This window comes from Bacillus sp. FSL L8-0654 (assembly GCF_038629965.1).
GTDB classification, from domain to species: domain Bacteria; phylum Bacillota; class Bacilli; order Bacillales; family Bacillaceae; genus Bacillus; species Bacillus safensis.
Map to the genome: position 1 here is coordinate 2589167 of NZ_CP152026.1, position 25275 is coordinate 2614441.

Annotated in this window: 21 protein-coding genes; 4 read left to right on the forward strand and 17 right to left on the reverse strand. The window is 41.9% G+C overall.

Annotated elements, in window-relative coordinates; all coding sequences use genetic code 11:
* Positions 1 to 140 precede the first annotated feature (140 nt).
* From coaE to MHH65_RS13395, 10 genes are all read right to left on the reverse strand, one after another.
* Positions 141 to 746, reverse strand: coding sequence for a dephospho-CoA kinase (gene coaE / locus MHH65_RS13350; protein ID WP_034279663.1), 606 nt, complete (start codon positions 744 to 746; stop codon positions 141 to 143).
* 13 nt (positions 747 to 759) lie between these two features.
* Positions 760 to 1392 carry a sporulation membrane protein YtaF gene (gene ytaF, locus MHH65_RS13355; protein WP_268414167.1) on the reverse strand — a complete coding sequence of 211 codons (633 nt, stop codon included), beginning with the start codon at positions 1390 to 1392 and terminating at the stop codon, positions 760 to 762.
* 174 nt (positions 1393 to 1566) lie between these two features.
* On the reverse strand, positions 1567 to 2400 hold the full coding sequence (mutM, locus tag MHH65_RS13360) for a DNA-formamidopyrimidine glycosylase (RefSeq protein WP_065214542.1): 834 nt from the start codon (positions 2398 to 2400) through the stop codon (positions 1567 to 1569).
* Positions 2401 to 2426: 26 nt separating this feature from the next.
* Positions 2427 to 5066: a DNA polymerase I gene (gene polA, locus MHH65_RS13365; RefSeq protein WP_046312038.1), complete on the reverse strand. Its 2640-nt coding sequence runs from the start codon at positions 5064 to 5066 to the stop codon at positions 2427 to 2429.
* A 255-nt stretch (positions 5067 to 5321) separates the two neighbouring features.
* Entirely contained in the window at positions 5322 to 7064 is a 1743-nt protein-coding gene (locus MHH65_RS13370) for an ATP-binding protein (RefSeq protein ID WP_065214541.1), read from the reverse strand.
* Complete coding sequence (locus MHH65_RS13375; protein WP_268414170.1) at positions 7057 to 7785, reverse strand: response regulator transcription factor; 729 nt, start codon at positions 7783 to 7785, stop codon at positions 7057 to 7059. Before MHH65_RS13375 ends, MHH65_RS13370 begins: the two co-directional genes overlap by 8 nt.
* Positions 7786 to 7970: 185 nt before the next feature.
* Complete coding sequence (gene mdh, locus MHH65_RS13380; RefSeq protein WP_008356047.1) at positions 7971 to 8909, reverse strand: malate dehydrogenase; 939 nt, start codon at positions 8907 to 8909, stop codon at positions 7971 to 7973.
* 34 nt (positions 8910 to 8943) lie between these two features.
* Positions 8944 to 10215 (reverse strand): NADP-dependent isocitrate dehydrogenase, encoded by a 1272-nt coding sequence (gene icd, locus MHH65_RS13385; RefSeq protein WP_024424789.1) that lies wholly within the window; start codon positions 10213 to 10215, stop codon positions 8944 to 8946.
* A gap of 148 nt (positions 10216 to 10363) precedes the next feature.
* The gene (citZ, locus tag MHH65_RS13390) at positions 10364 to 11482 is read right to left on the reverse strand and encodes a citrate synthase (RefSeq protein WP_065214539.1); all 1119 of its coding nucleotides are present in this window, start codon (positions 11480 to 11482) and stop codon (positions 10364 to 10366) included.
* 376 nt (positions 11483 to 11858) lie between these two features.
* Complete coding sequence (locus MHH65_RS13395) at positions 11859 to 12323, reverse strand: DUF441 domain-containing protein (protein WP_024424791.1); 465 nt, start codon at positions 12321 to 12323, stop codon at positions 11859 to 11861.
* 100 nt (positions 12324 to 12423) lie between these two features.
* Here MHH65_RS13395 and ytvI point away from each other — a divergent pair, with 100 nt between their 5' ends.
* Positions 12424 to 13542, forward strand: a complete 1119-nt coding sequence (ytvI, locus tag MHH65_RS13400; RefSeq protein WP_034279643.1) for a sporulation integral membrane protein YtvI — start codon at positions 12424 to 12426, stop codon at positions 13540 to 13542.
* A gap of 25 nt (positions 13543 to 13567) precedes the next feature.
* Here ytvI and MHH65_RS13405 read toward each other — a convergent pair whose 3' ends face one another.
* The 7 genes from MHH65_RS13405 to dnaE form a co-directional block, all read right to left on the reverse strand.
* Positions 13568 to 13957 carry an FxsA family protein gene (locus MHH65_RS13405; protein ID WP_024424793.1) on the reverse strand — a complete coding sequence of 130 codons (390 nt, stop codon included), beginning with the start codon at positions 13955 to 13957 and terminating at the stop codon, positions 13568 to 13570.
* 99 nt (positions 13958 to 14056) lie between these two features.
* Positions 14057 to 15817, reverse strand: coding sequence for a pyruvate kinase (gene pyk, locus MHH65_RS13410; protein WP_024426143.1), 1761 nt, complete (start codon positions 15815 to 15817; stop codon positions 14057 to 14059).
* 27 nt (positions 15818 to 15844) lie between these two features.
* Positions 15845 to 16804, reverse strand: coding sequence for a 6-phosphofructokinase (pfkA, locus tag MHH65_RS13415; RefSeq protein ID WP_024424794.1), 960 nt, complete (start codon positions 16802 to 16804; stop codon positions 15845 to 15847).
* A gap of 341 nt (positions 16805 to 17145) precedes the next feature.
* Entirely contained in the window at positions 17146 to 18123 is a 978-nt protein-coding gene (gene accA / locus MHH65_RS13420) for an acetyl-CoA carboxylase carboxyl transferase subunit alpha (RefSeq protein WP_024424795.1), read from the reverse strand.
* Positions 18108 to 18983: an acetyl-CoA carboxylase, carboxyltransferase subunit beta gene (gene accD / locus MHH65_RS13425; RefSeq protein ID WP_034279640.1), complete on the reverse strand. Its 876-nt coding sequence runs from the start codon at positions 18981 to 18983 to the stop codon at positions 18108 to 18110. Before accD ends, accA begins: the two co-directional genes overlap by 16 nt.
* Before the next feature lie 304 nt (positions 18984 to 19287).
* Positions 19288 to 20520: a malic enzyme-like NAD(P)-binding protein gene (locus tag MHH65_RS13430; RefSeq protein ID WP_025092260.1), complete on the reverse strand. Its 1233-nt coding sequence runs from the start codon at positions 20518 to 20520 to the stop codon at positions 19288 to 19290.
* 141 nt (positions 20521 to 20661) lie between these two features.
* Positions 20662 to 23997 (reverse strand): DNA polymerase III subunit alpha, encoded by a 3336-nt coding sequence (gene dnaE, locus MHH65_RS13435; RefSeq protein WP_268414179.1) that lies wholly within the window; start codon positions 23995 to 23997, stop codon positions 20662 to 20664.
* Between the two features lie 137 nt (positions 23998 to 24134).
* On the opposite strand from dnaE, the gene MHH65_RS13440 reads away from it, so the two are divergent.
* The 3 genes from MHH65_RS13440 (at position 24135) to MHH65_RS13450 (ending at position 25270) form a co-directional block, all read left to right on the forward strand.
* The gene (locus MHH65_RS13440) at positions 24135 to 24476 is read left to right on the forward strand and encodes a YtrH family sporulation protein (RefSeq protein ID WP_024424798.1); all 342 of its coding nucleotides are present in this window, start codon (positions 24135 to 24137) and stop codon (positions 24474 to 24476) included.
* Complete coding sequence (gene ytrI / locus MHH65_RS13445) at positions 24473 to 24976, forward strand: sporulation membrane protein YtrI (RefSeq protein ID WP_003216226.1); 504 nt, start codon at positions 24473 to 24475, stop codon at positions 24974 to 24976. Before MHH65_RS13440 ends, ytrI begins: the two co-directional genes overlap by 4 nt.
* 108 nt (positions 24977 to 25084) lie before the next feature.
* Positions 25085 to 25270, forward strand: a complete 186-nt coding sequence (locus tag MHH65_RS13450) for a hypothetical protein (protein WP_003216400.1) — start codon at positions 25085 to 25087, stop codon at positions 25268 to 25270.
* The last annotated feature ends 5 nt before the right edge of the window (positions 25271 to 25275 follow it).

The window sequence follows — 25275 nt, forward strand, 5'->3', positions numbered from 1 at the left end:
CAATAAATTTATTTATGAAATTAGTATATCACATTAGAATGTAATTGCCAGTATATAAACGTATATTTTCTAAAAAGGGCTGTTCTTTTCAAAGGAAATCAGAATAAAGCATAAAAAAAGAAGAGTACGTGTATGTACTCTTACTTATCTGTATGTTCCCATTCATTTAATATGTTCTGCAATTGCTTTCTAATAAACGCGAGATCTTGTGTGTTCTCTATCACGCGGTCTGCTTTTTTACATTTCTCCTCAAGAGGCTGCTGAGAGTGAATACGATTCAGCGCTTCTTCCTCGCTGAGGTCATTTCGATTCATGAGCCGCGACAGCTGCAATTCGGGCGTTGTATACACCACAATGATGCGGTCGACGAGACTTTCAAGCTGACTTTCAAATAAAAGCGGGATATCGAGGACAACGAAGGTTTCCTTCTGACTAACCCCTTCATCTCTCTGTTTGAGCATTTCTTTTCTCACTTCAGGATGAACAATGGCATTCAGCTGCTTTCTTTTCTCTTCATCAGAAAAAATGACGGCTCCAAGCTGCTGCCGGTTCAGCTCCCCATTTGGCAGGAGAACATCCTCACCAAAGGTTTGAACGATTTGTTGAAGAGCTGGTGTTCCTTTGGCAACTGCTTCTTTTGCAATGACATCTGCGTCCACGACCCGGATGCCCTGCTCTTTTATCATTTGCGAGACGGTGCTTTTTCCACTAGCAATCCCGCCTGTTAATCCAATGACAAGCGTCAATTGATTTCCTCCTTTACAGCTTCCACACCCCAATTAAAATGAGCAGAAGCCCTGGTAAGCATGCAAGTTTATCGAGCCAGCGCCAATTGGCCAAGTAATGACCGGAACGGAGCCCGATACACACAAAAAGTGAGCTCATCACGGCCACAGTGATACTCATGACAATTGGAGAAAAGCCTAGAATCGCAGCGCCAATCCCTGCGCCAAATGCATCAATGGATAAAGCAATCCCAAGAAGCACCGCTTCTATTCCATTGATCGTCCCAGAACGGTCAATATCTGCACTTGTCGGCTTTCGCAAAATTTGAATGACAAGACCAAGCGATTGCACTTCCACATTGAGCAATGTCTTTTCATGAAGGAGCAAATCACGCTCTTTCGCTGGTTTGTAAAATTGATAAAGGACCCAAAGTCCAATGGCGATTAAAATGCCTCCACCAAGTTTATCTGTCACTGAGACAGGGAGGAATGTCGTCAGCAGGCTGCCAATCAGCATGGAAATGAGCAGCACAATCCCTGAACAGCACGCAATAATGACAATCGCTTTAAATGGAATCTTCATTTTACGAAGTCCATACGTAAATCCTACAGAAAAGCTGTCAATGCTGACTGCAATAGCTAAAAACAGGAGCGAAATCGAAATCATACCTGAACTCTTCCTTTCTGTTCATGCAACGATGATCAAGAGTCTCTAGGCGTCCTTAGACTCTTCTTCACTATATGAAGAGCAGGTGGGCTGTGTGTCAGTCTACACCTTGCTGAAAAATGAATGTTTTTTATCGTATGCACAGCAAAAAGGAAGCATGCTGATGGCTGATTTTTATTGAGGACGCTTTTGGCAGGTCACACAAAAATGAGTGCCGCGCCCTCCGACTACTGTTTTCTCAATGATGCTTCCGCATGTTTGACAAGGCTCTCCCCGCCGGTCATACACAAGAAGCTGCAGCTGAAATGTGCCAATATCACCTTGTGAATTGATATATGAGCGAATCGTGCTTCCTCCTGCATCTACCGCTACTTGAAGTGTATCGATAATATGCCTGTGAAGCACTTTGCACGAATCAAGGCTGAGCTGATTCGCTTTTGTTTCTGGATGAATGCCTGCTTTAAACAAAACCTCATCTACATAAATATTACCTAGTCCCACGACAATCTTTTGATCAAGCAGCGCTGTTTTGACCACACGGGAAGTTTTTTTCAATTGCTCCCATAAATATTCCGGAGTGAATTGATCATCAAAAGGCTCATACCCCAACTGCGAGAGCGGGAGTTCCTTTTCTTCTTCACCCGGATGAAATAAATGCATCGTGCCAAATTTACGCACATCATGATACCGAAGCTCAGTACCGTCTGTAAACGTAAAGACGACGTGTACATGTTTATCGTATGGCTCATGCGCTTCATGTACACGGTATTTCCCTTCCATCCTTAAATGGGAGACCATTACGTAGTGGTCTAAATGAAAGAGCAGGAACTTTCCTCTTCTTTCAATGGTTTGTATCGTTTCTCCTACCATCCTTCTTGCGAACTCTTCCGGCTCCCCAGGACGTTTGATGATATTTGGCCATTTGATATTGACCGTTTCAATCGTCTTTCCTTCGACTAACCGCTTGAGTGTGCGCCGGACGGTTTCAACTTCTGGTAATTCCGGCATGCTCCTCGCTCCTTTTTCTCTCTCTATTATTTTGCGTCGTACCAAGATGGCCCTGAAGCAAAATCAACTTTTAGCGGCACATCTAGCTGAAGTGCATTTTCCATGACTTCAGGAACAATTTTTTCGAGTATGGCAATTTCTTCTTTCGGCGCTTCGAAAATCAATTCATCGTGCACCTGTAATAAAAGATTTGCCTGCAAGTTTTCTTCTTTTAATTTACGCGCCATATCAATCATGGCCTTTTTAATAATATCAGCTGCACTTCCTTGGATCGGTGTGTTCATGGCTGTTCGTTCGGCAAAGCTTTTGATATTAAAATTACGGCTTGTGATATCCGGGATATACCGTCTGCGTTTGAGAAGCGTCGTGACATATCCTTTTTGTTTCGCTTCCTGCACGATCTCTTCCATATAGGTTTTCACGCCTTTAAAGCTTGTTAAATAGCGTTCGATAAAGGCAGCTGCTTCTTTTCTTGTGATCCCAAGGTTTTGAGATAACCCATAATCACTGATCCCATATACAATACCGAAGTTGACAGCCTTGGCTTGTCTTCTCATAGAGGAAGTCACTTCTTCTTCTGAGACATGGAACACGTCCATCGCTGTCTTCGTGTGAATATCCATATCTTGCGTAAACGCTTCGATCAAATTCTCATCCTGAGAAATATGAGCGAGTACACGCAGCTCAATTTGTGAATAGTCAGCAGCAAACATGAGCCAGCCTTCTTTTGATGGAACGAATGCTTGTCGAATCTTTCGTCCTTCTTCTAAACGAATTGGGATGTTTTGCAGGTTTGGGTCTGTTGAGCTTAGTCTTCCTGTTTGCGTGAGCGCTTGATTAAATCGTGTATGCACTTTATGGGTATCCTTGCGCGTTACTTTCATTAAGCCTTCCACATAGGTCGATTGGAGCTTTCCAATTTGGCGGTAATGCAGAATGGACCGAATGATCTCGTGCTTATCTTCAAGCTTTTCAAGAACATCCGCAGATGTCGAGTAGCCCGTCTTTGTCTTTTTAATAATCGGCAGTCCTAATTTTTCAAAAAGAATCACGCCAAGCTGTTTAGGAGAATTGATGTTAAATGTTTCACCTGCTAAGCGGTGAATGGTTTCTTCATATTCTTTCAGCTTTTTCGTTAACTCTTCACCCATCTTCTCTAGGCGCTCAATATCTACCTTTACCCCAAGGGATTCCATTTCACCTAGGATGAGGGCAAGCGGCAGCTCTAAGTCTTCATATAGTTCATGCTGATCATTTTTTTCTAACGCTTCAAGTGTTAAATCATGCAGAGCAGAGATCGCCGCTGCTTTTCGTCCAAGATGTTCCTTCAGTTCATCTTCAGGTGGAATCGCCTGCTTTGCTCCTTTTCCGTACACTTTTTCATCAGAAAGAGCGATGTTAAGACCATATTCCTTCGCCACACTTGCGACGTCCTCATACGATTTCTGAGGGTTGACGACATAGGAAGCGAGCAGGACATCGTTATCGACACCTTTTAGATCGACATCATGCCATCTGAGGGCGACAACTGCTCTTTTTGAATCAAAGACCCATTTCTTCTTCGTTTCATCCTGTACCCATTGTTTAAATGCGTCTGATTGAAGCGCATCTTCTTTCGTGATAAAAAACGCACCATTTTCATTATGGATCGCAAAACCAATCAAATCTGCTTCATGATAATTATCTCCAAGCTGCTCTACCACAAGAGCAGCTTGATCTGTCAGCATCTCATCCGTTACTTCGGTCATTTTTTTCACTTCTAATGCTTCTACTTCGACCTGTTCACCTGTTTCTGGTGCTTCTCCTAGACGCTCTAGCAGCGTTTGAAAGCCTAGTTCTTTATAAAGAGAGATCACTTGATCCATATGAGGACCTTCATATGCGAGATCCTTGCTTGATACATCAATTGGCGCTTCTACAAGAATCGTTGCGAGTTTTTTACTCATCACCGCCTGCTCTTTATATTCTTCAAGCTTTTCTTTGAGTTTTTTACCGCTGACTTCGTCAATATGTTCAAGCAGGTTTTCAACCGTTTCAAACTGCTTTAACAATTTAATCGCTGTTTTTTCACCTACACCTGGCACCCCTGGGATATTATCTGAGGAATCTCCCATCAAACCTTTCATATCGATGATTTGATCTGGGCGCAGGCCATATTTCTCTTCAATATGAGCCGGTGTGTAATATTCTACTTCTGTAATGCCTTTTTTCGTAATTGCTACCGTCGTATGGTCTGTTGAGAGCTGCGTTAAGTCCTTATCTCCTGAGAAAATTTTGACTTCAAAGCCGTCTTTTTCTGCCTCCACAGCCAATGTCCCGATAATATCGTCTGCCTCGTATTGAGGAAGCTCGTACCTTTTCACCTGATAGGCATCTAATAGTTCACGGATGAACGGCATTTGTTCTGATAGCTCTGGCGGCGTTTTTTGTCTTCCGCCTTTATATTCTTTAAATGTCTCGTGGCGGAACGTTGTTTTTCCCGCATCAAATGCGACAAGCATATGGGTTGGCTTCTCGTCCTCGAGCATCTTCATTAAGATCATCGCAAAGCCGTAAATGGCATTTGTGTGGACGCCTTTATCATTTGATAATAGCGGCAAAGCAAAAAAGGCTCGATAAGCGAGACTGTTTCCATCCACTAGTACTAATTTCTTTTTGTCTGTCATGTTTTAATCCTCCATCAGCTGAGCCATTTCAGCCGTCTCTTTCACACATTGTATCATCATTTTATCAAAGTTTATTTTGAAAAGAAAATAGTCGAACCTGCATAAAAAAAGGGACGAAAACAACAAGTGTTTTCGTCCTTACAAAATTGGCTCCTTGGATGAAGGGGTTCCTATTCATCCTACCAATGATTGTTTAACTAAACATGAATCCATTGTAAAGATCATGTAAATTTTAACGCGACTTTCCTTTTTTCCCTATTTTGATTTCAGGCTCACTGTAAAAGTCGTTCCTTTACCTTGTTTGCTATGGACCGAAATCGTCCCTTCATGCGCCTCCACAAGGTGTTTGACGATGGCAAGACCAAGTCCTGTACCGCCTGAATTTCTACTTCTATCTTTATCAATTCGATAAAATCTCTCAAATATTCTTGGAATCTCGCTTTTCTTCATGCCGATTCCTGTATCTGCTACATCAAATTCATAGGCGCCTTTCCGCGGTCTTGCCGAAATGGTGACACTCCCTCCCTCTGGTGTATAGGTAAGGGCATTGTTCACGAGATTGAGGAAGATTTGCTTTAACCTCAGAGGATCTGCCATCACATAGACAGGCTCTTTCGGGATTCGCACTTGTAATTGAATGCCTTTTTCTGCGGCCTTTTGTTTTAAAAGGACTTCAATCTCTTGAATGATTTCTGTCGCATTGGCGTCTTGAATATTCAGTTTGAAATGCTGCTGCTCGATTTTGGAAAGATCGAGTAAATCTTGAATGAGTGTTTCGAGACGGACACTCTCTTTTAGAATGATGGAAAGGAATTGTGTCAGCGCTTCTTTGTCATCAATCGCTCCATCAAGAAGAGTTTCGGAGAATCCTTTAATCGACGTAATCGGTGTCTTTAACTCGTGAGACACATTGGCGACAAAATCTTTTCGCATCTGCTCCAGCTGCTTTGTTTCTGTCACGTCATGAAACACAAGGACTATTCCTTTCCATTCATCGTCTGTACTTAAAATGGGAACACCATCCACCTGGAAGTAGCGCCGTTCAATGTCAACGGCCAGGCGTAAAAACTTCCGCACCTTCGTTTCTGTCATGAAAATTTCGTCAATCAGCTCAATAATTTCTTCATGTGTAAATGCTTCATGATACAGCTTGTGCATGTAAATGTGCTTTTGCACCTTAAACTGCTTGCGGAAAGTTCGATTGACTAGGTTAATATACCCCATCTTATCAATCAAAATAATCCCTGCTCCGATGTTTTCAATGACTGTTTGCAGACGGTCTCGCTGCATCTCCCCAGTGCTTGTCATTTCTTGAAGGCTTTCTGCCAGGCGCTTCATTGATGTATTAAGCTCACTTGTTTCAATGATGAGCTCTTCATAATGATTGGTATCATAGTTCCCGCGTTCCAGCTGTTTGGCTACCTTTGTGGCATAATCTATCGGTTTTACATATTTCATCGACATGCGGTATCCAAAGAAAACGATAATAATAATCGCCGAGCCAAGACAAACCGCTAATGCGAGCCAAAGCTGGCCGTCAATTTCATTTAAAGGCTGGAATGACGCATGGAGAAATAAATAGCCTGCCGGTTCATTTTGTTTCAGGATAGGGACTGCGTAATGAAACAGCGCATCCTTTTCATCCTCAATGACGACTCCTTTTGTTTGAAGGCGTTCATTGTTCAGTGTGTTTTGAATGATGCCCCTTTGCTCCGCTTGACCTGTTGTATGTATGATATTCCCCTTCAGGTCCACAATTGACGCATTCATATCGAGATGCTGCTTTGCCTGATTGAGGATCTCCTTGTTTTGCTTCGCCTGCAGATCATCACCATCCATGGAAGAAAGGAGAAAGCTCGATTCATTTTCCATTCGTTCCGTTAATTTTGTTTCATAAAAAACATGGAACATGTGATCCAAAAAAAGGCCAAGTGCAACAAACACAATAAAAAGGAGAAAAATAAGGCCCGAAAACAGACGGGTTCGAATTTTACTCATTTGGCTTTGGCTCCTCCAATTTGTAGCCTAAGCCGCGAATGGTTATAATGTATGTTGGTTTTTTCGTATTCTTTTCAATTTTGTCCCGCAAGTGGCTGATATGTACATCCACAATACGAGTATCACCCGCAAAGTCATAATTCCAAACGGCACTTAGCAGCAGATCACGTGTGAGGACACGTCCTTTATGCTTGGCCAAATAAAGCAGCAGTTCAAATTCCTTCGGCGTAAGCTCTAGGCGTTCTTCTTGGAAGTAGACTTCATAGTGTTCTGGTAAAATGCGCAGTTCACCAATTTTGATTTGGTCTGCAATGACCTCTTCCTTCTCCTCTTGCGCGGGGACAGGCTGAGATTGCTGCGCTCTTCTCAAGATGGCTTTTACCCGAGCACCCACTTCTCTAGGACTGAATGGCTTTGTCATGTAATCATCGGCTCCAAGTTCAAGACCGAGCACCTTATCAAATTCATCGTCCTTTGCTGTCAGCATTAAAATAGGGAACATCATTTTTTGAATTCTCAGTTGTTTGCACACTTCAATACCGTCCATTTTCGGAAGCATTAAATCTAATACAATGAGATCAGGCTGTTCACTTGCTGCTTTTTCAAGCGCTTCTTCCCCATCTCTTGCTGTGACGACATCATAGCCCGCCCTTTCAAGGTTATAGCTTAGAAGTGTTACAATCGATTCTTCATCATCCACAACTAATATTTTTTTATTCATGTTGTGCCTCCAATTAGTGATTTCCCCTGCATCCGTTTTTTTGTATCTTATGTGAAAAGCGAGAAGTCATGCTTTCTCTTTCATTTTAACGAAAGCTTAACAAGAGGACAATTTAAAATTTCGACAAGATTGGTTTTGTAAACAAAAAGAAGGCCCCTCATAAGAGAAGCCTTCTTTTTTTCATATTAAGACAATACTTTCATGACGTTCTTAACAGATTCAACAGAACGGTCAAGCTGACTTCTTTCTTCTTCTGTCAGCTCAAGCTCAATGATCTGCTCAAGGCCGTTTCCACCTACGATTGTTGGTACACCAAGGTAAATGCCTTCGTAGCCATATTCACCTTCAAGGTATGCAATCGTTGGAATCACGCGGCGCTGATCTTTTAGAATCGCCTCAACCATTTCTACTAGTGAAGCAGCAGGTGCATAATAGGCACTACCGTTACCTAATAGGTTTACGATTTCGCCGCCGCCTTTTCTTGTTCTTTCAACAATCGCATCAATACGATCTTTTGGAATCAATGTTTCTAGCGGGATACCGCCTGCGTAAGAGTAACGAACAAGCGGAACCATGTCATCGCCATGTCCACCAAGCACAAAGCCCGTCACATCTTTGACAGATAGGTTTAATTCTTGAGCAACAAACGTACGGAAGCGTGCGGTATCAAGAATGCCCGATTGTCCAATGACTTTTTCTTTTGGTAATCCTGATTCTTTATAAACGGCATATGTCATTGCATCAACAGGGTTTGTTAACACAACAATAATGGCTTCTGGAGAATATTTAACGATTTCGCGTGTCACGCTGCGCATGATTTTTTCATTTGTTGACACGAGATCGTCACGGCTCATTCCCGGCTTTCTTGCAATTCCTGCCGTAATGACCACGACATCAGAACCGGCTGTATCTTCGTAGTTAGAAGTGCCTGTAATGTTCGCATCGAAGCCTTGAACAGGGCTTGCTTCCAGCATATCAAGAGCTTTCCCTTTTGTTGGGTTCTCAAGCTGCGGGATATCAACTAATACGACATCCGCTAATTCTTTTTGAGCCGTTAGAAATGCTGTAGTTGCTCCTGTAAAACCTGCTCCGATGACAGATACTTTTTTACGCTTGTTTGCCATTTCCTTTTTCCCCTTTAACTTTAAAGTTTAAGAATCAAGACAAGTTTTTGATGAGCTCGTCAGCAAACTCAGAACATTTCACTTCTGTTGCGCCATCCATTAATCTAGCAAAATCGTATGTGACGACTTTAGATGCAATTGTTTTTTCAACAGATTGAATCACTAGATCAGCTGCTTCCTGCCAGCCAAGGTGCTCAAGTAAAAGCACGCCTGATAGAAGAACAGAAGATGGATTCACTTTATCAAGACCAGCATATTTTGGTGCTGTTCCGTGAGTCGCTTCAAAAATAGCGTGTCCTGTTTCGTAGTTGATGTTTGCACCTGGTGCGATACCAATTCCACCAACTTGTGCTGCAAGTGCATCAGAGATGTAATCTCCATTTAAGTTCATTGTAGCCACAACATCGAACTCAGCTGGACGAGTTAGGATTTGTTGAAGGAAAATATCTGCAATGCTGTCTTTGACAATGATTTTGCCAGCAGCTTCTGCTTCACTCTGCGCTTTGTTTGCCGCATCTTTTCCATCTTGTTCTACAATACGATCATATTGTGCCCATGTAAAGACTTTGTCGCCAAACTCTTTTTCAGCCACTTCGTAGCCCCAGTTTTTGAAGGCACCTTCTGTAAATTTCATGATGTTTCCTTTGTGAACAAGCGTCACAGATTTACGGCCTTGGTCAATTGCATATTGGATAGCCGCTCTGACAAGACGGGATGTTCCCTCTTCAGAAACTGGCTTGATTCCGATACCTGACGTTTCTGGGAAACGGATTTTATTAACACCTAATTCGTTTTTCAAGAAGTCAATTAATTTCTTCACTTCGTCTGAACCTTTTGCATACTCGATACCAGCATAGATATCTTCTGTGTTCTCACGGAAGATCACCATATCTGTGTCTTCTGGACGTTTCACAGGAGAAGGTACCCCTTTGAACCAGCGAACAGGACGTAAGCATGTGAATAAATCAAGCTCTTGTCTAAGTGCCACGTTTAATGAACGGATTCCTCCGCCAATTGGTGTTGTTAGTGGCCCTTTAATCGCAATTAAGTATTCGCGAATGTCTTCAAGCGTTTGCTCAGGAAGCCACTCTCCAGTTTTATTGTAAGCTTTCTCACCTGCATATACTTCTTTCCAAGTGATTTGCTTTTCACCCTTATATGCTTTTTCTACAGCTGCTTCAAGTACTCTTGATGCTGCTTTCCAAATGTCAGGACCGATTCCGTCCCCTTCAATAAACGGGATAATTGGATTATTTGGTACATTCAATACGCCGCCAGTAACTGTAATTTTTTCGCCTTGTGACAATGATATTACCTCCCAGGTTATGTAGTGAATATTTGAAACTTCTTGGCTTGATGTCTGCAAACAAAGAAGTTTTTCACGTGATTCGTTTTTTTGTTGATATGGAGGCTGATTGGCCTTTTGAAATCAGCCCCCGCTTATTCTATAAACATTAGTCTCTTTCACTGATCGGAACAAAGGTTTGAAGATCAGGTCCAATGTAGTCAGCTCTTGGACGGATAAGACGGTTGTTGTCATATTGCTCTAGAATGTGAGCAATCCATCCAGAGAATCGGCTGATCACGAAAATTGGTGTAAACAAGTCATGATCAATCCCAAGACTGTGATATACAGATGCAGAATAAAAATCAACATTTGGTGGAAGATTTTTCTCTGATGTCACGATTTCCTCTGCGCGAACAGACATTTCATACCATTTCGGCTCGCCAGTGAGGTTTGTTAAACGCTGGCTCATTTCTTTTAGATGCTTTGCACGCGGGTCACCTTGACGGTATACACGGTGGCCAAAGCCCATAATTTTTTCTTTCTTCTCTAGCTTACCATGAATATAGGAATCTACGTTTTCAACTTCGCCAATTTCTGAAAGCATCTTCATCACGCCTTCATTAGCGCCGCCATGAAGCGGTCCCTTCAGCGCACCGATAGCCGCTGTCACACCAGAGTAGATATCTGATAGTGTAGCAACACATACACGTGCTGTAAATGTCGATGCGTTTAATTCATGATCCGCATGGAGAATAAGTGCCTTATCAATGGCTTCAATTTCTACTGGTGACGGCTCTTCGCCATTTAGCATATACAAGAAGTTTGCAGCATAGCTGTATTCTTCTTTTGGCTGTACAGGCTCAAGCCCTTTGCGGATGCGTGAAAACGCAGCGACTAGTCCAGAAATTTTCGCCTGTAAGCGAATCGCCTTTCTGTAATTCGCTTCTTTGTCCATAATCTCTGATTCGTCATCAAGTAAACCTAGTAAAGATACTGCTGTACGAATCGCAGACATTGGATGAACCCCATCAAGCGAATAAGATTTAAAATGCTCAATGATTTCTTGCGGAATCTGAGCATTTTCATTGAGCTGCTGTTTTAAATCACTCAGCTCCTGCTCATTCGGCAGCTTTAAGTGCCATAACAGGTAGACAATTTCTTCGAATGTAGCTTTTTCAGTTAAATCATCGATATTGTACCCTACATAAGTAAGAGTATCATCAATAATTGAGCTTACGGATGAAGTTGTTGCCACGATACCTTCAAGACCTCTTGTTGCTGTCATGTTCAATCTCCCCTTTTTAAAAAGATTCCCCTTCGTTGCAGAATTCTCACTTTTTGAAAGCGCTATCCAATCCGGATAAGATAGCAGGCTCAGAAAAGAAAATGCTTACATTTACCTATACGGTTAGAGCGCTTTTAGCCTCATATCTCTTGTGTGATCAATGAGTTCAAAATTAAGCCTATTCCCATTATAAACAATAATCAGACATTTGTTAAATGTTTAACTATAATTTTTTTTGATATTTTTTTTTCCAGTCTCCCATATCAGGCATGGAATAAAGGGATTTTGCTTCTTTTAATATATTTAATTATGTTTTTTTGCAAAAGCTCACGCAAGAAAAAATTTAAAAAAGAAAGTGGCAGGAACCACTCTCTTTTCACCCGCTGAAAAATTTCACAGCCTGCATCGCCAAATAAGCAATTCCAGCCCCGATAAGCGGTCCAACTGCCACACCTTTAAATAAGCTGACTGCCAAAATGGTACCGAACACAAGCGCTGCCGTAATATGCGGATCATTTTCGAGTAGCACAATCCCGTTTTTTGCAATTAATGCTACTAATATACCCGCTCCAAGAGCTATCCAAGCATAGGAAGATTTCATCGCTTCTCCAAGCTGCTTAAATCCAATGTCACCTGTTGCAATCGGGACCAGAACTGCAATGGTAATAACGGTGACCCCCCAATTAATGCCTTTAGATTGGAGAACCGGGAAAATTTTTTGATCCAGGCCAATCAGCTTAATCGCGATCAGCACAGAGACTGCTACAATTAACGAATTGTTTTTTGCAATAAGTGCAATAACGAGTAAAAGAACCAAAAACAAATTTGCTTGAGTAAACATACGCCGCTCCTTTCTTTCTTTTTATTGCGACCTTTTCATATTACTAATCTTTTTGAATAAAATGAAGTATCGGACATGCTTGTTTTTTGGAGGGGATTGTGTGAATCACGCCTATGTGGCCATTTTTCTTCGAAGTTTGATGATGATCAGCATTGCTGTTTTTGCGGTTGTCTTTTTATATCAGTCTTTTCCGTTTTTATATCCTTTTTGGATCGCCCTTATCGTGTCTTGTTTAATTCATCCTGCCGTCTGCAAAATCGAAGAGATCACCGGGATGCCAAGAGGATTTGTTGTGGTCATTGTGCTCTTGCTCTTTTTAGTCGCAGCCGCCGGCTTAATGACGCTTCTAGTTGCGGAAATCATTTCAGGAAGTGCTTATTTGGCAAAGGTGCTGCCCCGTCATCTTGATCAAATGATTGGGATTGTAGAGCAATTTTTCACAGACAAGATTCTGCCTTTATATCATGATGTGACGGCCCAATTTAATACGCTTCAAGCAGGTCAAAAGGAATCGATTTTGGGACAAATTCAAGCACTTGGTGATGAAGCGGCCGCAAAAATCGGGTCTTTTCTTTCAAAAACATTCGAGCTTATTCCGGCTTTTTTAGGTCTTTTGCCTGATGCAGCAGCCACACTGTTATTTTCTGCTCTGGCGACTTTTTTTATCACGAAAGATTGGTTTACGTTAAAAACATATGGCTCACGTATCTTTCCCGCAAAATGGATGCAGCATACACGCGCTATTTTATCTGAAATCAAAAAAGCCATTACCGGCTTTATGAAGGCTCAGCTTCTGCTTGTTGCCATGACGATTGGTATTGTATTGATTGGACTCATCATTTTAAAGGTCAAGCATGCCTTCGTCATCGCTCTATGTATCGGGCTCGTCGATTTACTTCCATATATCGGGAGCGGCACTGTTTTTCTACCGTGGATCATTTATTCTGCTATGACAGGAAATCTTTCCCTCGCCATTGGACTGGGCATTTTGTATATTGTCGTCCTCATTCAAAGACAAATATCAGAGCCAAAAGTCTTAAGCAAATCCATCGGACTTAATCCTTTAGCAACGCTTGTGGCGCTATTTGTAGGGTTAAAATGGTTTGGTTTTCTAGGACTTGTGATTGGCCCTGCTTCCCTTGTCGTGTGGCAGGCATTCCGTAATGCAGGAGTTTTCAGAGATATTTATGAGTACATTCGGTATGGCATGCAAAAATAAAAGAGACCTTCAGCTGAAGGTCTCTTTAACGAATGATCGTGTAGCGGTTGCGATTAGACATGTTTCTAAGCCAGCGTTCAAAGAGCGGCTTGATTCCCTTTCTCGTCACCGGAATGAGCAGCAAAGCCCCAATGAGATCCGATAAGAAGCCTGGAATGAGCAGCAGCAGACCGCCAATTAGAATACAAAAACCATCGACAATCGCTCCCCCTGGCATCTTGCCATATTGTAAATCTCGCTGCACTTTTTGGAAGGCTTCTATACCTTGTTTTCTTGCAAAATAAGCACCTAAGGCACTTGTCAGCACGATGAGCAGCATGGTTGGCAAAATGCCAATGATTTTACTTGAGATTAAAAATAAACTAATTTCCACCGCAGGGAACAGAATTAATAATAGTAGAAAATATTTCTTCAACCATATCACCTCATGGGGTATCTTTCATCGAAAGCTGTTTACTTTTTTTAGTGTAACATAAAAAAAGAGAGGAGTCAGACAACTCCCCTCTTGGATGATTTAAAGAACGCTCGCACGGCCTTTGTAGATCGCTCCGCGTGCTGGATCTACTGTAATCTCTTCGCCTTCTTTTAATAGTGTCGTTGCGCTGTCAAGACCAACAATCACTGGAATGCCGAGGCTTAGTCCAACAACTGCTGCATGGCTTGTTAAACCGCCTTCTTCTGTGATAAGGGCAGATGCTTTTTCTAAAGCTCCCATCATATCACGATCTGTGCAGTTTGCAACCAGGATCGCACCATCGTACATTTTTTCTTCTGCTTCTTTTCCGCTTTGTGCAATGACAACCGGTCCAAATGCAGATTTACGGCCAATACCTTGACCTTTCGCAATGATGTCACCGACAACATATACTTTCATTAAGTTCGTCGTACCTGTTTCACCAACTGGCACACCAGCTGTAATCACGATTAAATCGCCGTGTCTTACATAGCCTGTTTCAATTGACTTTTCTACTGCATTCTCAAGCATTTCATCAGTAGACGTCGTTTTTGATCCGCTCTTTGCAAATACACCGAATACGAGTGAAAGCTTTCTCGCCACTGATTCGTTTGCAGTAACTGCTACGATTGGTGCTTTTGGTCTATATTTTGAAATCATTCTTGCTGTGTGTCCGCTTTCTGTCGGTGTCACAATGGCTGCTACATCAAGCTTCATTGCTGTATGTGCAACAGATTGACCAATCGCGTCTGTAATGCTGACTTCTACTTCTTCGCTTCTGCGAGAAAGAATGGCTTTATAGTTTAGTGCTTCTTCTGAACGTGATGCAATGTTATGCATTGTTTGTACGGCTTCTACTGGATATGTTCCTGCTGCTGTTTCACCAGAAAGCATAATCGCATCTGTGCCGTCAAAAATAGCATTTGCCACGTCACTTGCTTCCGCACGGGTAGGACGTGGGTTACGCTGCATGCTGTCCAGCATTTGAGTCGCTGTGATGACAGGCTTGCCTAAACGATTGCATTTTTTGATCAGCATTTTTTGAACAAGCGGTACTTCTTCTGCCGGGATCTCTACACCAAGATCTCCACGCGCAACCATTAAACCGTCAGATACCTCAAGGATCTCGTCGATGTTATCAACACCCTCTTGGTTTTCAATCTTAGGGATGATTTGAATATCAGTCGCATTGTTCTTTTCAAGAAGCTCACGAATTTCAAGAACATCAGAAGCTCGTCTCACAAAAGAAGCTGCGATGAAATCGACGCCTTGTTCAATTCCAAACAGGATATCATTGGCATCCTTTTCTGTAATACCTGGCAGGTTCACACTGACGCCAGGTATGTTGACGCCTTTTTTGTTTTTGAGCGTGCCTGTGTTCATGACTTTAGTGACGATTTCTTTGCGGTCCTTGTTAATTTCTTTTACTTCTAAACCAATCAGACCATCATCTAATAGAATCGTTGAGCCTACTTCTACATCATGAATTAAATCTTCGTATGTCACACTAATTTTTTCCGTATTTCCAACAATGTCTTCCATACTCACGATAAGATCAGCACCAGCGACTAGCTCAATTGAGCCGTTTTCAACTGTACGTGTACGGATCTCTGGACCTTTTGTATCTAGAAGGATCGCAATGTCCTTGCCTAATGTTTTACCTGCTTTACGTATGTTTTCAATGCGTGCACCATGCTCTTCAAAATCTCCATGGGAGAAGTTGAGTCTGGCTACATTCATTCCTGCTTCAATCAATTCAGTCAGCTTTTCAATGCTTTCACTTGCTGGACCGATTGTACAAACGATTTTTGTCTTTCTCATTACTGTTCCTCCTAAGGTCTTCTCGTTTTATATAGAGAGCTCTTGTGAAAGTCGGTACATATTTTTATCGACTGTATGTTTTTTATCTAAGATTTCTAAAATATCGTGATGAACGAGTTCATTGCTTTGAATGCCTACACAGCGTCCGCCTTGTCCTTCGAGAAGAAGCTCGACTGCATATGCTCCTAAACGGCTTGCCAGTACACGGTCAAACGCACTCGGAGAACCTCCGCGCTGAATATGCCCTAAGACAGATACACGTGTTTCAAGGCTTGTCTCCTCTTCAATCCGCTTACCAAATTCAACACCGCTGCCTACGCCTTCTGCAACGATGATGATACTATGCTTCTTGCCGCGTTCGTGACCTCTTCTTAACCTAGCAATAATTTCGTCCATGTCATAGTCTGCTTCAGGAATCAAAATAGATTCGGCTCCGCCCGCAAGACCTGACCAAAGAGCAATATCACCAGCATGTCTTCCCATTACTTCCACTACGTATGTACGTTCATGAGATGTGGCTGTATCACGAATTTTATCAATGGCATCAATGACAGTATTCAGTGCTGTATCAAAGCCAATAGTGAAATCAGTACCTGGAATATCGTTGTCAATCGTGCCTGGAACACCTACACATGGAAAACCGAGCTCTGTTAATTTCTTCGCTCCCATAAATGACCCGTCTCCACCAATGACTACAAGTCCTTCAATACCGAATTTTTTTAAGTTTTCAATTCCTTTTTCACGACCTTCAACTGTCTTGAATTCAGGACATCTTGCCGTGTAAAGTTTTGTTCCTCCACGATGAATGATATCGCCTACTGAACCTATTTCGAGTTTCTCAATTTTACCGTTAATTAGACCTGAGTATCCATTATAAATACCGTAAACTTCAACATTATGGTAAATTGCTTTCCTTACAACTGCGCGCACAGCTGCATTCATTCCTGGGGAATCCCCACCGCTTGTTAAAACTCCTATACGCTTCATCTTTTTCACCTCAGAGACCATATATGAATTAAACATACCATTTCCACTGCTTGAAAACAATCATGAGCAAATTTGGATGTTTTCAATACGAATTTCTAAAACCGTACTTATTATACAATTAAATAAACCGTTTTTAAACAAAAGTTAAGAACGTCATGAAAGCAAATCTCTCTGAAATCTGTGAAGGGAGGTGCTATAAACCTTATCATATCAAGGTTTTCAGACGTTTCAAATTTTATGAAAACAAAAGAAAATTATTTTCAAATAGCGCTTACATGAAGTCGGTTTTCATGAAAAAAGATGAAAAAAATAAACGCCAGCCAAAATGGCTGTACGTTTATTTAGTTTACCCCAATATATTGATTTTCAATCGATACTTTCCCGATTGCTTTATATTTTTCATATCTTTGTTCGACTAGTTCTTCAGGTGTTAGTTTGAGCAAAGATGTAAGTGACTGTTTTAATGTTTTTTCCATGTAAGCTGCTTGTTGTTTCACGTCTCGATGTGCTCCACCTTGCACTTCTTTAATAACATCATCTATAATATCTAATTCTTTTAGGTCTGGAGCGGTAATTTTCATTGATTCTGCAGCTTTTTTCGCAAGTGATGAGTCCTTCCAGAGCAGCGCTGCTGCACCTTCAGGTGAAATCACTGAATACGTTGAGTTTTCTAGCATGAATAGGTGGTTTCCTACGCCTAAGCCTAGTGCGCCGCCGCTTCCGCCTTCTCCAATGACAATACAGACAACTGGTACACGAAGTCCTGCCATTTCGAATAGGTTTTTCGCAATTGCTTCACTTTGTCCGCGCTCTTCAGCTGCTTTACCAGGATAAGCTCCTTTTGTATCAATAAAGCAAATGATCGGGCGATTAAATTTATCTGCTTGTTTCATCAAGCGCAGCGCTTTACGATAGCCTTCTGGATGAGGCATTCCGAAATTACGGCGCAAGTTTTCTTTTGTATCTTTACCGCGCTGATGGCCAATAACAGTGACAGGAAGCCCTTTAAACGTGGCAATTCCTCCAACGATCGCTTCATCATCACCATAAAAACGGTCACCGTGACATTCGAAAAAGTTGTCAAACAGCTCTTGAATGTAATCGAGAGTTGTTGGGCGCATCGCATGCCGAGCAATCTGCACTCTGTCCCACGGCTTTAAATTTGTATAAATGTCTGCTTCAAGCTTGCTCAGACGTGTTTCAAGGCGCTCAATTTCTGCACTTAAATCCATTTCTGAGTTTTGTGTGAACTTTTTCAGTTCATCAATTTTCGCTCGAAGTTCAATGACAGGTTTTTCAAATTCTAGTTCTCCAGCCACTCTCGTTCACCTCCTGTGCTGTGTAGTGCTAAGATTCGGCCTAGTGTTTCTTTCATTTCTGCACGATGGATGACAGCATCAAGCTGTCCATGCTTCATTAAAAACTCAGCCGTCTGGAAGTCCTCTGGTAGGTCTTCACGAATCGTTTGTTCAATGATTCTTCGTCCTGCAAAACCAATTAAAGCACCAGGTTCTGCAAAATTGTAATCACCGAGAGACGCAAAACTAGCTGATACACCGCCAGTTGTTGGGTTCGTCATCACAGAGATAATCAAACCTTGATCCTCGCTGAACAGTTTTAATGCTGAACTTGTTTTTGCCATCTGCATGAGACTAAGAATTCCCTCTTGCATTCTCGCTCCGCCAGAAGCAGTAAAGATAATAAATGGCACCTTGTCCGCTTTTGCTTTCTCGATCGCCAGCGTGATCTTTTCACCAACAACGGATCCCATACTGCCCATACGGAACGTGGCATCCATGACAGCAATCACAGCACTTTGGCCTTCAATTTCACCTTTACCTGTGACAATGGCTTCATTCAAAGATGTCTTTTCTCTGTCTTTCTCAAGCTTTTCTTCGTAGCCTGGGAAACCGAGCGGGTTTGCTGAAATGAGGTGCCCGTTAAATTCTTCAAATGTGCCTTCATCTACAAGGCTTTCAATACGCTGTTTTGCATTCATTTGCAAATGTCTGCCGCAATTCATACAAACACGTAAATTTTTATCTAGTTCTTTGGTGAGCATTATTTTTTTACATTGCGGACATTTGGTCATGATGCCTTCAGGCACATCTTGACTTGCCTGTTCAGAGGGTACAGATGCATATTTTTTCTTTTTACTGAAAATATTCTTGATTGACAAATGACTACCTCCCTTTTTGAAGGGTTTTTTCTTTACACGCACATCCACTATTATAGGACATGTCATAACTGTACCGAAACTATTGTACTTTTTTTGTCAAACGCTGTCATCCTTCATTCAATTTTTTCAGTGGGGAATTGATGAGAAATGAGTATGTGTTTGGGGCGCTGAGCAGTTGATATGTTTGAATTGTGAACGTCTACAAAAAAATCTCATTCCGGATGAAAAATTTTTCGCATAAGAGAGGAAATGGTGCACGTTTTTCCTCCAGTTTCAGAAAGAACGTGCACACTTTTCCAGTTGATTATTCGCCGATAATCGTTAATTTTCTTGTTTTTTCAGCGACAGCTTCTGGGTCGACCTTGATTCTTGCAACGCCAGTTTCCATTGCTGCTTTTGCCACCGCTTTTGCTACCGCTGGTGCTACGCGTGCATCAAATGGTGCAGGGATGACATATTCAGCTGACAATTCTTCATCTGAGACAAGAGACGCAATCGCTTCAACAGCTGCGATTTTCATTTCTTCGTTAATGTGAGTTGCACGTACATCTAATGCTCCGCGGAAAATTCCTGGGAATGCCAGTACGTTGTTCACTTGGTTCGGGAAGTCAGAACGGCCAGTTCCTACAACACTTGCACCTGCTGCATGTGCATCTTCTGGCATGATCTCTGGATTTGGATTAGCCATAGCAAAGATGACAGGATCTTTTGCCATTTTTCCAACCATTTCTTTTGTTAAAGCGCCTGCTACAGAAACCCCGATAAAGACGTCTGCACCTTCAATGACTTCTTCTAATGAACCTTCTTTGCGGTCTTGGTTCGTGAATTTAGCTACTTCGTTTTTCACTGCATTCATACCGTTCGGGCGGCCTTCGTAAATAGCACCTTTCGTATCACACATAATGATATCACGTACACCGAAATGATAAAGAAGCTTGATAATCGCAATTCCTGCTGCCCCAGCGCCGTTTGCCACTACTTTGATTGAAGACATGGATTTTCCAGATAGCTTCAGTGCATTCACAAGTCCTGCTACTGTCACAATGGCTGTTCCGTGCTGATCATCGTGGAAAACTGGAATGTTTGTCTCTTTTTTCAAGCGCTCTTCGATGATAAAGCAGTTAGGTGCTGCAATATCTTCAAGGTTCACACCGCCAAAAGTCGGCTCAAGAAGCTTCACTGTTTCAACGATTTTGTCAACATCATTCGTTGCAAGCGCGATTGGGAAAGCATCTACGCCTGCAAAACTTTTGAATAATACAGCTTTCCCTTCCATTACTGGAAGAGATGCTTCTGCGCCAATATTTCCAAGCCCTAAAACAGCGCTTCCGTCTGTGACAACAGCGACCATATTGCCTTTCATTGTATAATCATACACTTTGCTTGTGTCGTCATAAATATCTTTACATGGTTCTGCAACACCAGGTGAATAAGCCAAGCTCAAGTCTTTCGCATTTTTCACTTGTACTTTTGATTTTGATTCGAGTTTGCCTTGATTCTCTTTGTGCATATGTAATGCTTCTTCTCTTAATGACATGTGATGAACACTCCTTCAAGTGGAAAATGATTTAATGATTTGCTAAGTTGATAAGCACATACTGGCAGTTTTAAATACACAGAATCTTTAAAATGATAACACAATAGGTGAATTTGTAAAACATATTCAGGCGATTTGTCATCATTTAATCACAACGTTTTGTTCACCGAGCAGCTCTTTTAACTGGAAAATCACAGCATGATTTGCATGAACTTTGTATGCATCTGGAAGTCTCATCGTCTTTTTTTGCTTCTCATAATACAAATAGACATCTGCTTCTCCGCTGTGCATCGAGAGGACTCGTTTTACTTGCTTTAGCAGCTCCTGCGTATGATTCTCTTCTTTGACCCGAATGTAGACAGACTCTTTTCTTTTTGCGTCCATCTCTTCCAGCAAAGCAGCTTCTTGCACGATGATTTGACTGCTGTCATTTCTGACCTCTACTCTGCCTTCAACATAAAGCATGGTGCCCTCCTCAAGTAAGGGGGACAGCTTTCTAAATTGCTCTGGAAAGACGACGCCTTCCATTTCTCCCGTTTCATCCCCAAATGTAACAAATGCCATCGATTGTCCATTTTTTGTCCGAATCGATTTCACTTTTGTCAAAAGACCACCCATTGAGATTTTACGCTTTATATAGGAAGAAAGTCTGATGATTTCCACTGCACCATTCTCTCTTAAGCGGTCTCGGTACGCTTGTACTGGATGATTTGATAAATATAACCCGAGTGCCTCTTTTTCAAATTGCAGGAGGTCAACAAGCGGCATTTCTTCTATCTCCGCATATTTTGGCTTAATGGAGAAGGTTGTATCCCCAAGAAAGTCCAGCTGATCCTCTGGATTTAAAAATGACACGTGGTCTAACGCAATATCTATCGATGCTAATAACGAAGCACGATTGGGATAAAATTCATCCATCGCCCCTGAAAAAATGAGCGCTTCAATCGTTTTTCGGTTGACACTCTTTGGTGATACTCTTGCGCAAAAATCAAATAAATCTTCAAACGGCTTTTCCTGTCTTGCTCTGTATATATCCTTTACAGCTGACACTCCGACATTTTTGATCGCTCTTAAGCTGTAGCGGATCTCCCCTTTTTCAACCGTAAATGGAAACTCACTCTTATTAATAGAAGGCTTCAACACAGATATCCCTTTTTCCTTCGCCTCATAGAAATATTGAGCAACTTTGTCTTCATTTCCAATTACACTCGTTAAAAGACCGCACATAAAATATAACGGATAATGCGCTTTTAAATAAGCAAGCTGAAAGCCAATCATGCTATATGCAACAGCATGGCTTCTATTAAAACCATAGTTTGCAAATTTGACGATTAAGTCATAAACGTCATTTGCAATGTTAACAGGATACTCCTTTTTTAGGCATCCTTCAACAAAATGGCTTCGCTCTTCATCAAGGACCTTTTTATCCTTCTTCGAAACAGCTCTTCTTAATAGATCTGCCTCGCCCAGCTGAAAACCAGCCATCTTCGCTGCAATCAGCATGATTTGCTCCTGATAGACGATGACCCCATATGTATCCTTTAATATGTCATACAAATCAGGATGAGGATAGGAGACCTTGACTCTGCCATGCTTTCGGTCGATAAAAAGCGGGATATTTTCCATTGGACCTGGACGATAGAGGGCATTGACCGCCACGATATCTTCTAAACTAGACGGCTTCAGGCGTCTCAGCACCTGTCGCATTCCCTGTGATTCAAGCTGGAATATTCCAGTTGTATCTCCGGCGGATAACAATTCAAACGTTTTCTGATCCTCGTATGAAATCTCACTAAAGTTAATGTGGACGTTTTCCTGTCTTTCAATCTGGTTTTTAATGGATTCAATTAATGTTAAGTTTCTGAGCCCTAAGAAATCCATCTTTAAAAGTCCAAGGTCTTCTAAATAATTCATGGCGTACTGCGTTAAATACACACCTTCATGGCCGTCTTGAATCGGAACGACCTCTGTCAGCGGCTCTTCGCTCAGCACAACGCCAGCTGCATGTGTCGAGGTGTGTCTTGGCAAGCCTTCTACTTTTAAAGCAGTTTGGAAGACCTTTCGAAGCTCTTCGGATTGCTGAAGCATCGTTTTTAATTCAGAAGATGCAGTCACCGCTTCTTTCAGCGTCGTTCCTGGCTTTGATGGAATCAGCTTGGCAAGACGGTCCGCTGCTTTTGAATCAATTCCCATCACACGTCCAACATCCCTTAAAGCAGCTTTTGCTGCAAGTGTTCCAAACGTGACAATTTGCGCCACATGCATGTCTCCGTATTTGTCTTTTACATAAGAAATGATTTCATCTCTTCTCGTATCGGGGAAATCAATATCTATATCTGGCATACTGATCCGCTCTGGATTTAAGAAACGCTCAAATAAAAGACCGTGACGGATCGGATCGACATCCGTTATAAACAGAACATACGCAACAAGTGAACCCGCTGCTGATCCCCGTCCAGGGCCTGTGACAATCCCTTTGTCATGCGCATACTTCATAAAATCCCACACAATGAGAAAATAATCACTGAAATTCATTTTTTGGATAATGCTCAGCTCATATTCAAGCCTTTTAACATACATGTCATTTGAAGCAATCTTTCTTTGCTTCATCCCTTCTGCGCACACTCTGCGTAAAAACTGATCTGCTGTTGATTGATCAGGAGTTGGATAGGATGGAAGTTTTGTCTGCCCAAGATTTAAATCGACTTCACAGCGGTCTGCAATCTCCACCGTTCTTGTCAGCAGCTCTCGATCATCTCTATACCATTCCAACATTTCTTCAAAGGATTTGAAATGCTTTTCTCCTCGGTCTTCCTCTATCTCTGAAAGCTGCTTACCTGCTTTAATCGCCTTTAAGCACGTATAAGCCATTTTGTCTTCTCGATTGATATAGTGAACATCACCCGTCGCAACAAGAGGAATGTCTGCACTTTGTGAGACGTCCCGCAGTTTGCCGGCGAGCGATTCGTCCTGCTGAAATGGCTGAAGTGCGATATACACATGTCCCTCGCCGAATATATGCTTCAATTGTTTGGCGGCTTCACGCGCTTCTTCTAACTGATCATGCTGCAAAAGCGTTTCAATATACCCAGATGCGCCTGGTGTGATGGCAATGAGCCCGCGGTGATAGCTTTTGAGCCATTTTTCTTTCAATCCGGCTTTTGATTTTGATTTCAGCACACTGCTGATTTTGATCAGGTTTTGATAGCCTTCATTGTTTTTTGCAAGGAGTACCAAGGGATAAGCCTCTGTCTCTTGTTCATCTATGAAGACAGAAGCTGTTAAACCGATAACCGGCTTGATGCCATGTTTTTTACATTCCTTATAAAATTCAACCGTGCCATACATCACATGGTCATCGGTAAGAGCAAGCGCCTTGCAGCCAAGTTCTTTTGCTTTCAGCACAAGCTCCTTTACTTTAGCTGCACTGCTTAACAAGCTGTATCCACTGTGGACCTGAAGATGAACATAAGACATGCTTAATCCACTCCTTTCGTCTAAAGTCATTCTTTCATTATAAAACGCGATGCGATGAGAAACAAATGTTCTTTCTTTTCTGACCGTTCATACTTGTCCAGCACACGCCATATATTGAATAGAGTGAGGTGGACAAAATGGATGTGAAGGAAGCTTTTATTCCGAATTTTATCAGCTGTTATTTTATCGCCCTTGGGGTCATTTTGGGTGGTGCTATCATAGGCGGTGTTGGTGCGTATTTATCTGGTCAGCCGCCTTTATCCATTATTACTAGTCTTGCCAACCGTTTAAAGATTTGGGCGCTTGTCGCCGCTATCGGTGGAACATTTGATGCTGTTTATAGCTTTGAACGAGGCATTTTCGAAGGAAACACGCGTGATATTTTCAAGCAGATTTTATTAATTATCTCTGCCATGGGCGGTGCACAAACGGGGTATCTCATTATTACGTGGCTCACCCAGGAGCATGTGTCATCATGAGGGTGCCGGAGCTGTATAAACGCCCAGGCTGGCAGCGTTTTTTTGCAGGAATGATGTTTGGTGCGATTGTAAGCTGGCTCATTTTTCTCTTTACATACGGAACCTTTCAGGAAAAGCAAGTGACACTGCTGAGAAGCCAGCAGCATCATATGGACAGTCTGAAAGAACAAATCACACTCTATCGGGAAGATTTGCATAAGTTAAATGAGGATAATAAGAAGCGGCTGCTGATTCAAAGCGTAGATGTTCATCTCGTGAATCGTGAGCAGTATAAAATCCCAGAGCCAGATACGCTAAAGTTTGAAGATCAGGTCAAGGAGGATATCTCAGAAGTCATTACAAAGGATATTGAAAGTGTCTATAAAACAAAGGAATTACTAAAACGGACAGTGGAAAATAAAGAATATACCATTCGGGAAAAGGCATATCGCGCGAAAGTGACAGAGCTGACAATTTATACGAAGCTTTCACTTGAAGTACGTATTTCATTTGCTGAATAAGGAGGTTGTGGAATTTTTATGAATTTCTGCCCTCAAAGATCGCTTTTCATGCTTCATTTTTATACACTAAAAGTAGAACGAAATCTTAAATAGAAAGAGGTGAGGACAATGGAGGTTTACAGCTATCGTCAAATGGCACGAGACAAAGCAAGCCGGATCAAAGACGGCATGTGCGCCTATGCTGAGACAGAAATGATGGCTCATTTAATTAAAAAAGAATTAAAGCATCAAAATCTCCAAGCCTATGAAGATTCAACAGACATCGGCTGCTGGTTTATCCCTGTATGCAAGTAACCCTT

Excerpts from the sequence above, each read along its gene's own strand:
- ytaF (WP_268414167.1), bottom strand. The coding sequence starts at position 1,392 with ATGATTTCGATTTCGCTCCTGTTTTTAGCTATTGCAGTCAGCATTGAC.
- mutM (WP_065214542.1), bottom strand. The coding sequence starts at position 2,400 with ATGCCGGAATTACCAGAAGTTGAAACCGTCCGGCGCACACTCAAGCGG.
- polA (WP_046312038.1), bottom strand. The coding sequence starts at position 5,066 with ATGACAGACAAAAAGAAATTAGTACTAGTGGATGGAAACAGTCTCGCT.
- MHH65_RS13370 (WP_065214541.1), bottom strand. The coding sequence starts at position 7,064 with ATGAGTAAAATTCGAACCCGTCTGTTTTCGGGCCTTATTTTTCTCCTT.
- MHH65_RS13375 (WP_268414170.1), bottom strand. The coding sequence starts at position 7,785 with ATGAATAAAAAAATATTAGTTGTGGATGATGAAGAATCGATTGTAACA.
- mdh (WP_008356047.1), bottom strand. The coding sequence starts at position 8,909 with ATGGCAAACAAGCGTAAAAAAGTATCTGTCATCGGAGCAGGTTTTACA.
- citZ (WP_065214539.1), bottom strand. The coding sequence starts at position 11,482 with ATGACAGCAACAAGAGGTCTTGAAGGTATCGTGGCAACAACTTCATCC.
- MHH65_RS13395 (WP_024424791.1), bottom strand. The coding sequence starts at position 12,323 with ATGTTTACTCAAGCAAATTTGTTTTTGGTTCTTTTACTCGTTATTGCA.
- pyk (WP_024426143.1), bottom strand. The coding sequence starts at position 15,817 with ATGAGAAAGACAAAAATCGTTTGTACAATCGGTCCAGCAAGTGAAAGC.
- pfkA (WP_024424794.1), bottom strand. The coding sequence starts at position 16,804 with ATGAAGCGTATAGGAGTTTTAACAAGCGGTGGGGATTCCCCAGGAATG.
- MHH65_RS13430 (WP_025092260.1), bottom strand. The coding sequence starts at position 20,520 with ATGTCATTAAGAGAAGAAGCATTACATATGCACAAAGAGAATCAAGGC.
- dnaE (WP_268414179.1), bottom strand. The coding sequence starts at position 23,997 with ATGTCTTATGTTCATCTTCAGGTCCACAGTGGATACAGCTTGTTAAGC.
- MHH65_RS13440 (WP_024424798.1), top strand. The coding sequence starts at position 24,135 with ATGGATGTGAAGGAAGCTTTTATTCCGAATTTTATCAGCTGTTATTTT.
- ytrI (WP_003216226.1), top strand. The coding sequence starts at position 24,473 with ATGAGGGTGCCGGAGCTGTATAAACGCCCAGGCTGGCAGCGTTTTTTT.
- MHH65_RS13450 (WP_003216400.1), top strand. The coding sequence starts at position 25,085 with ATGGAGGTTTACAGCTATCGTCAAATGGCACGAGACAAAGCAAGCCGG.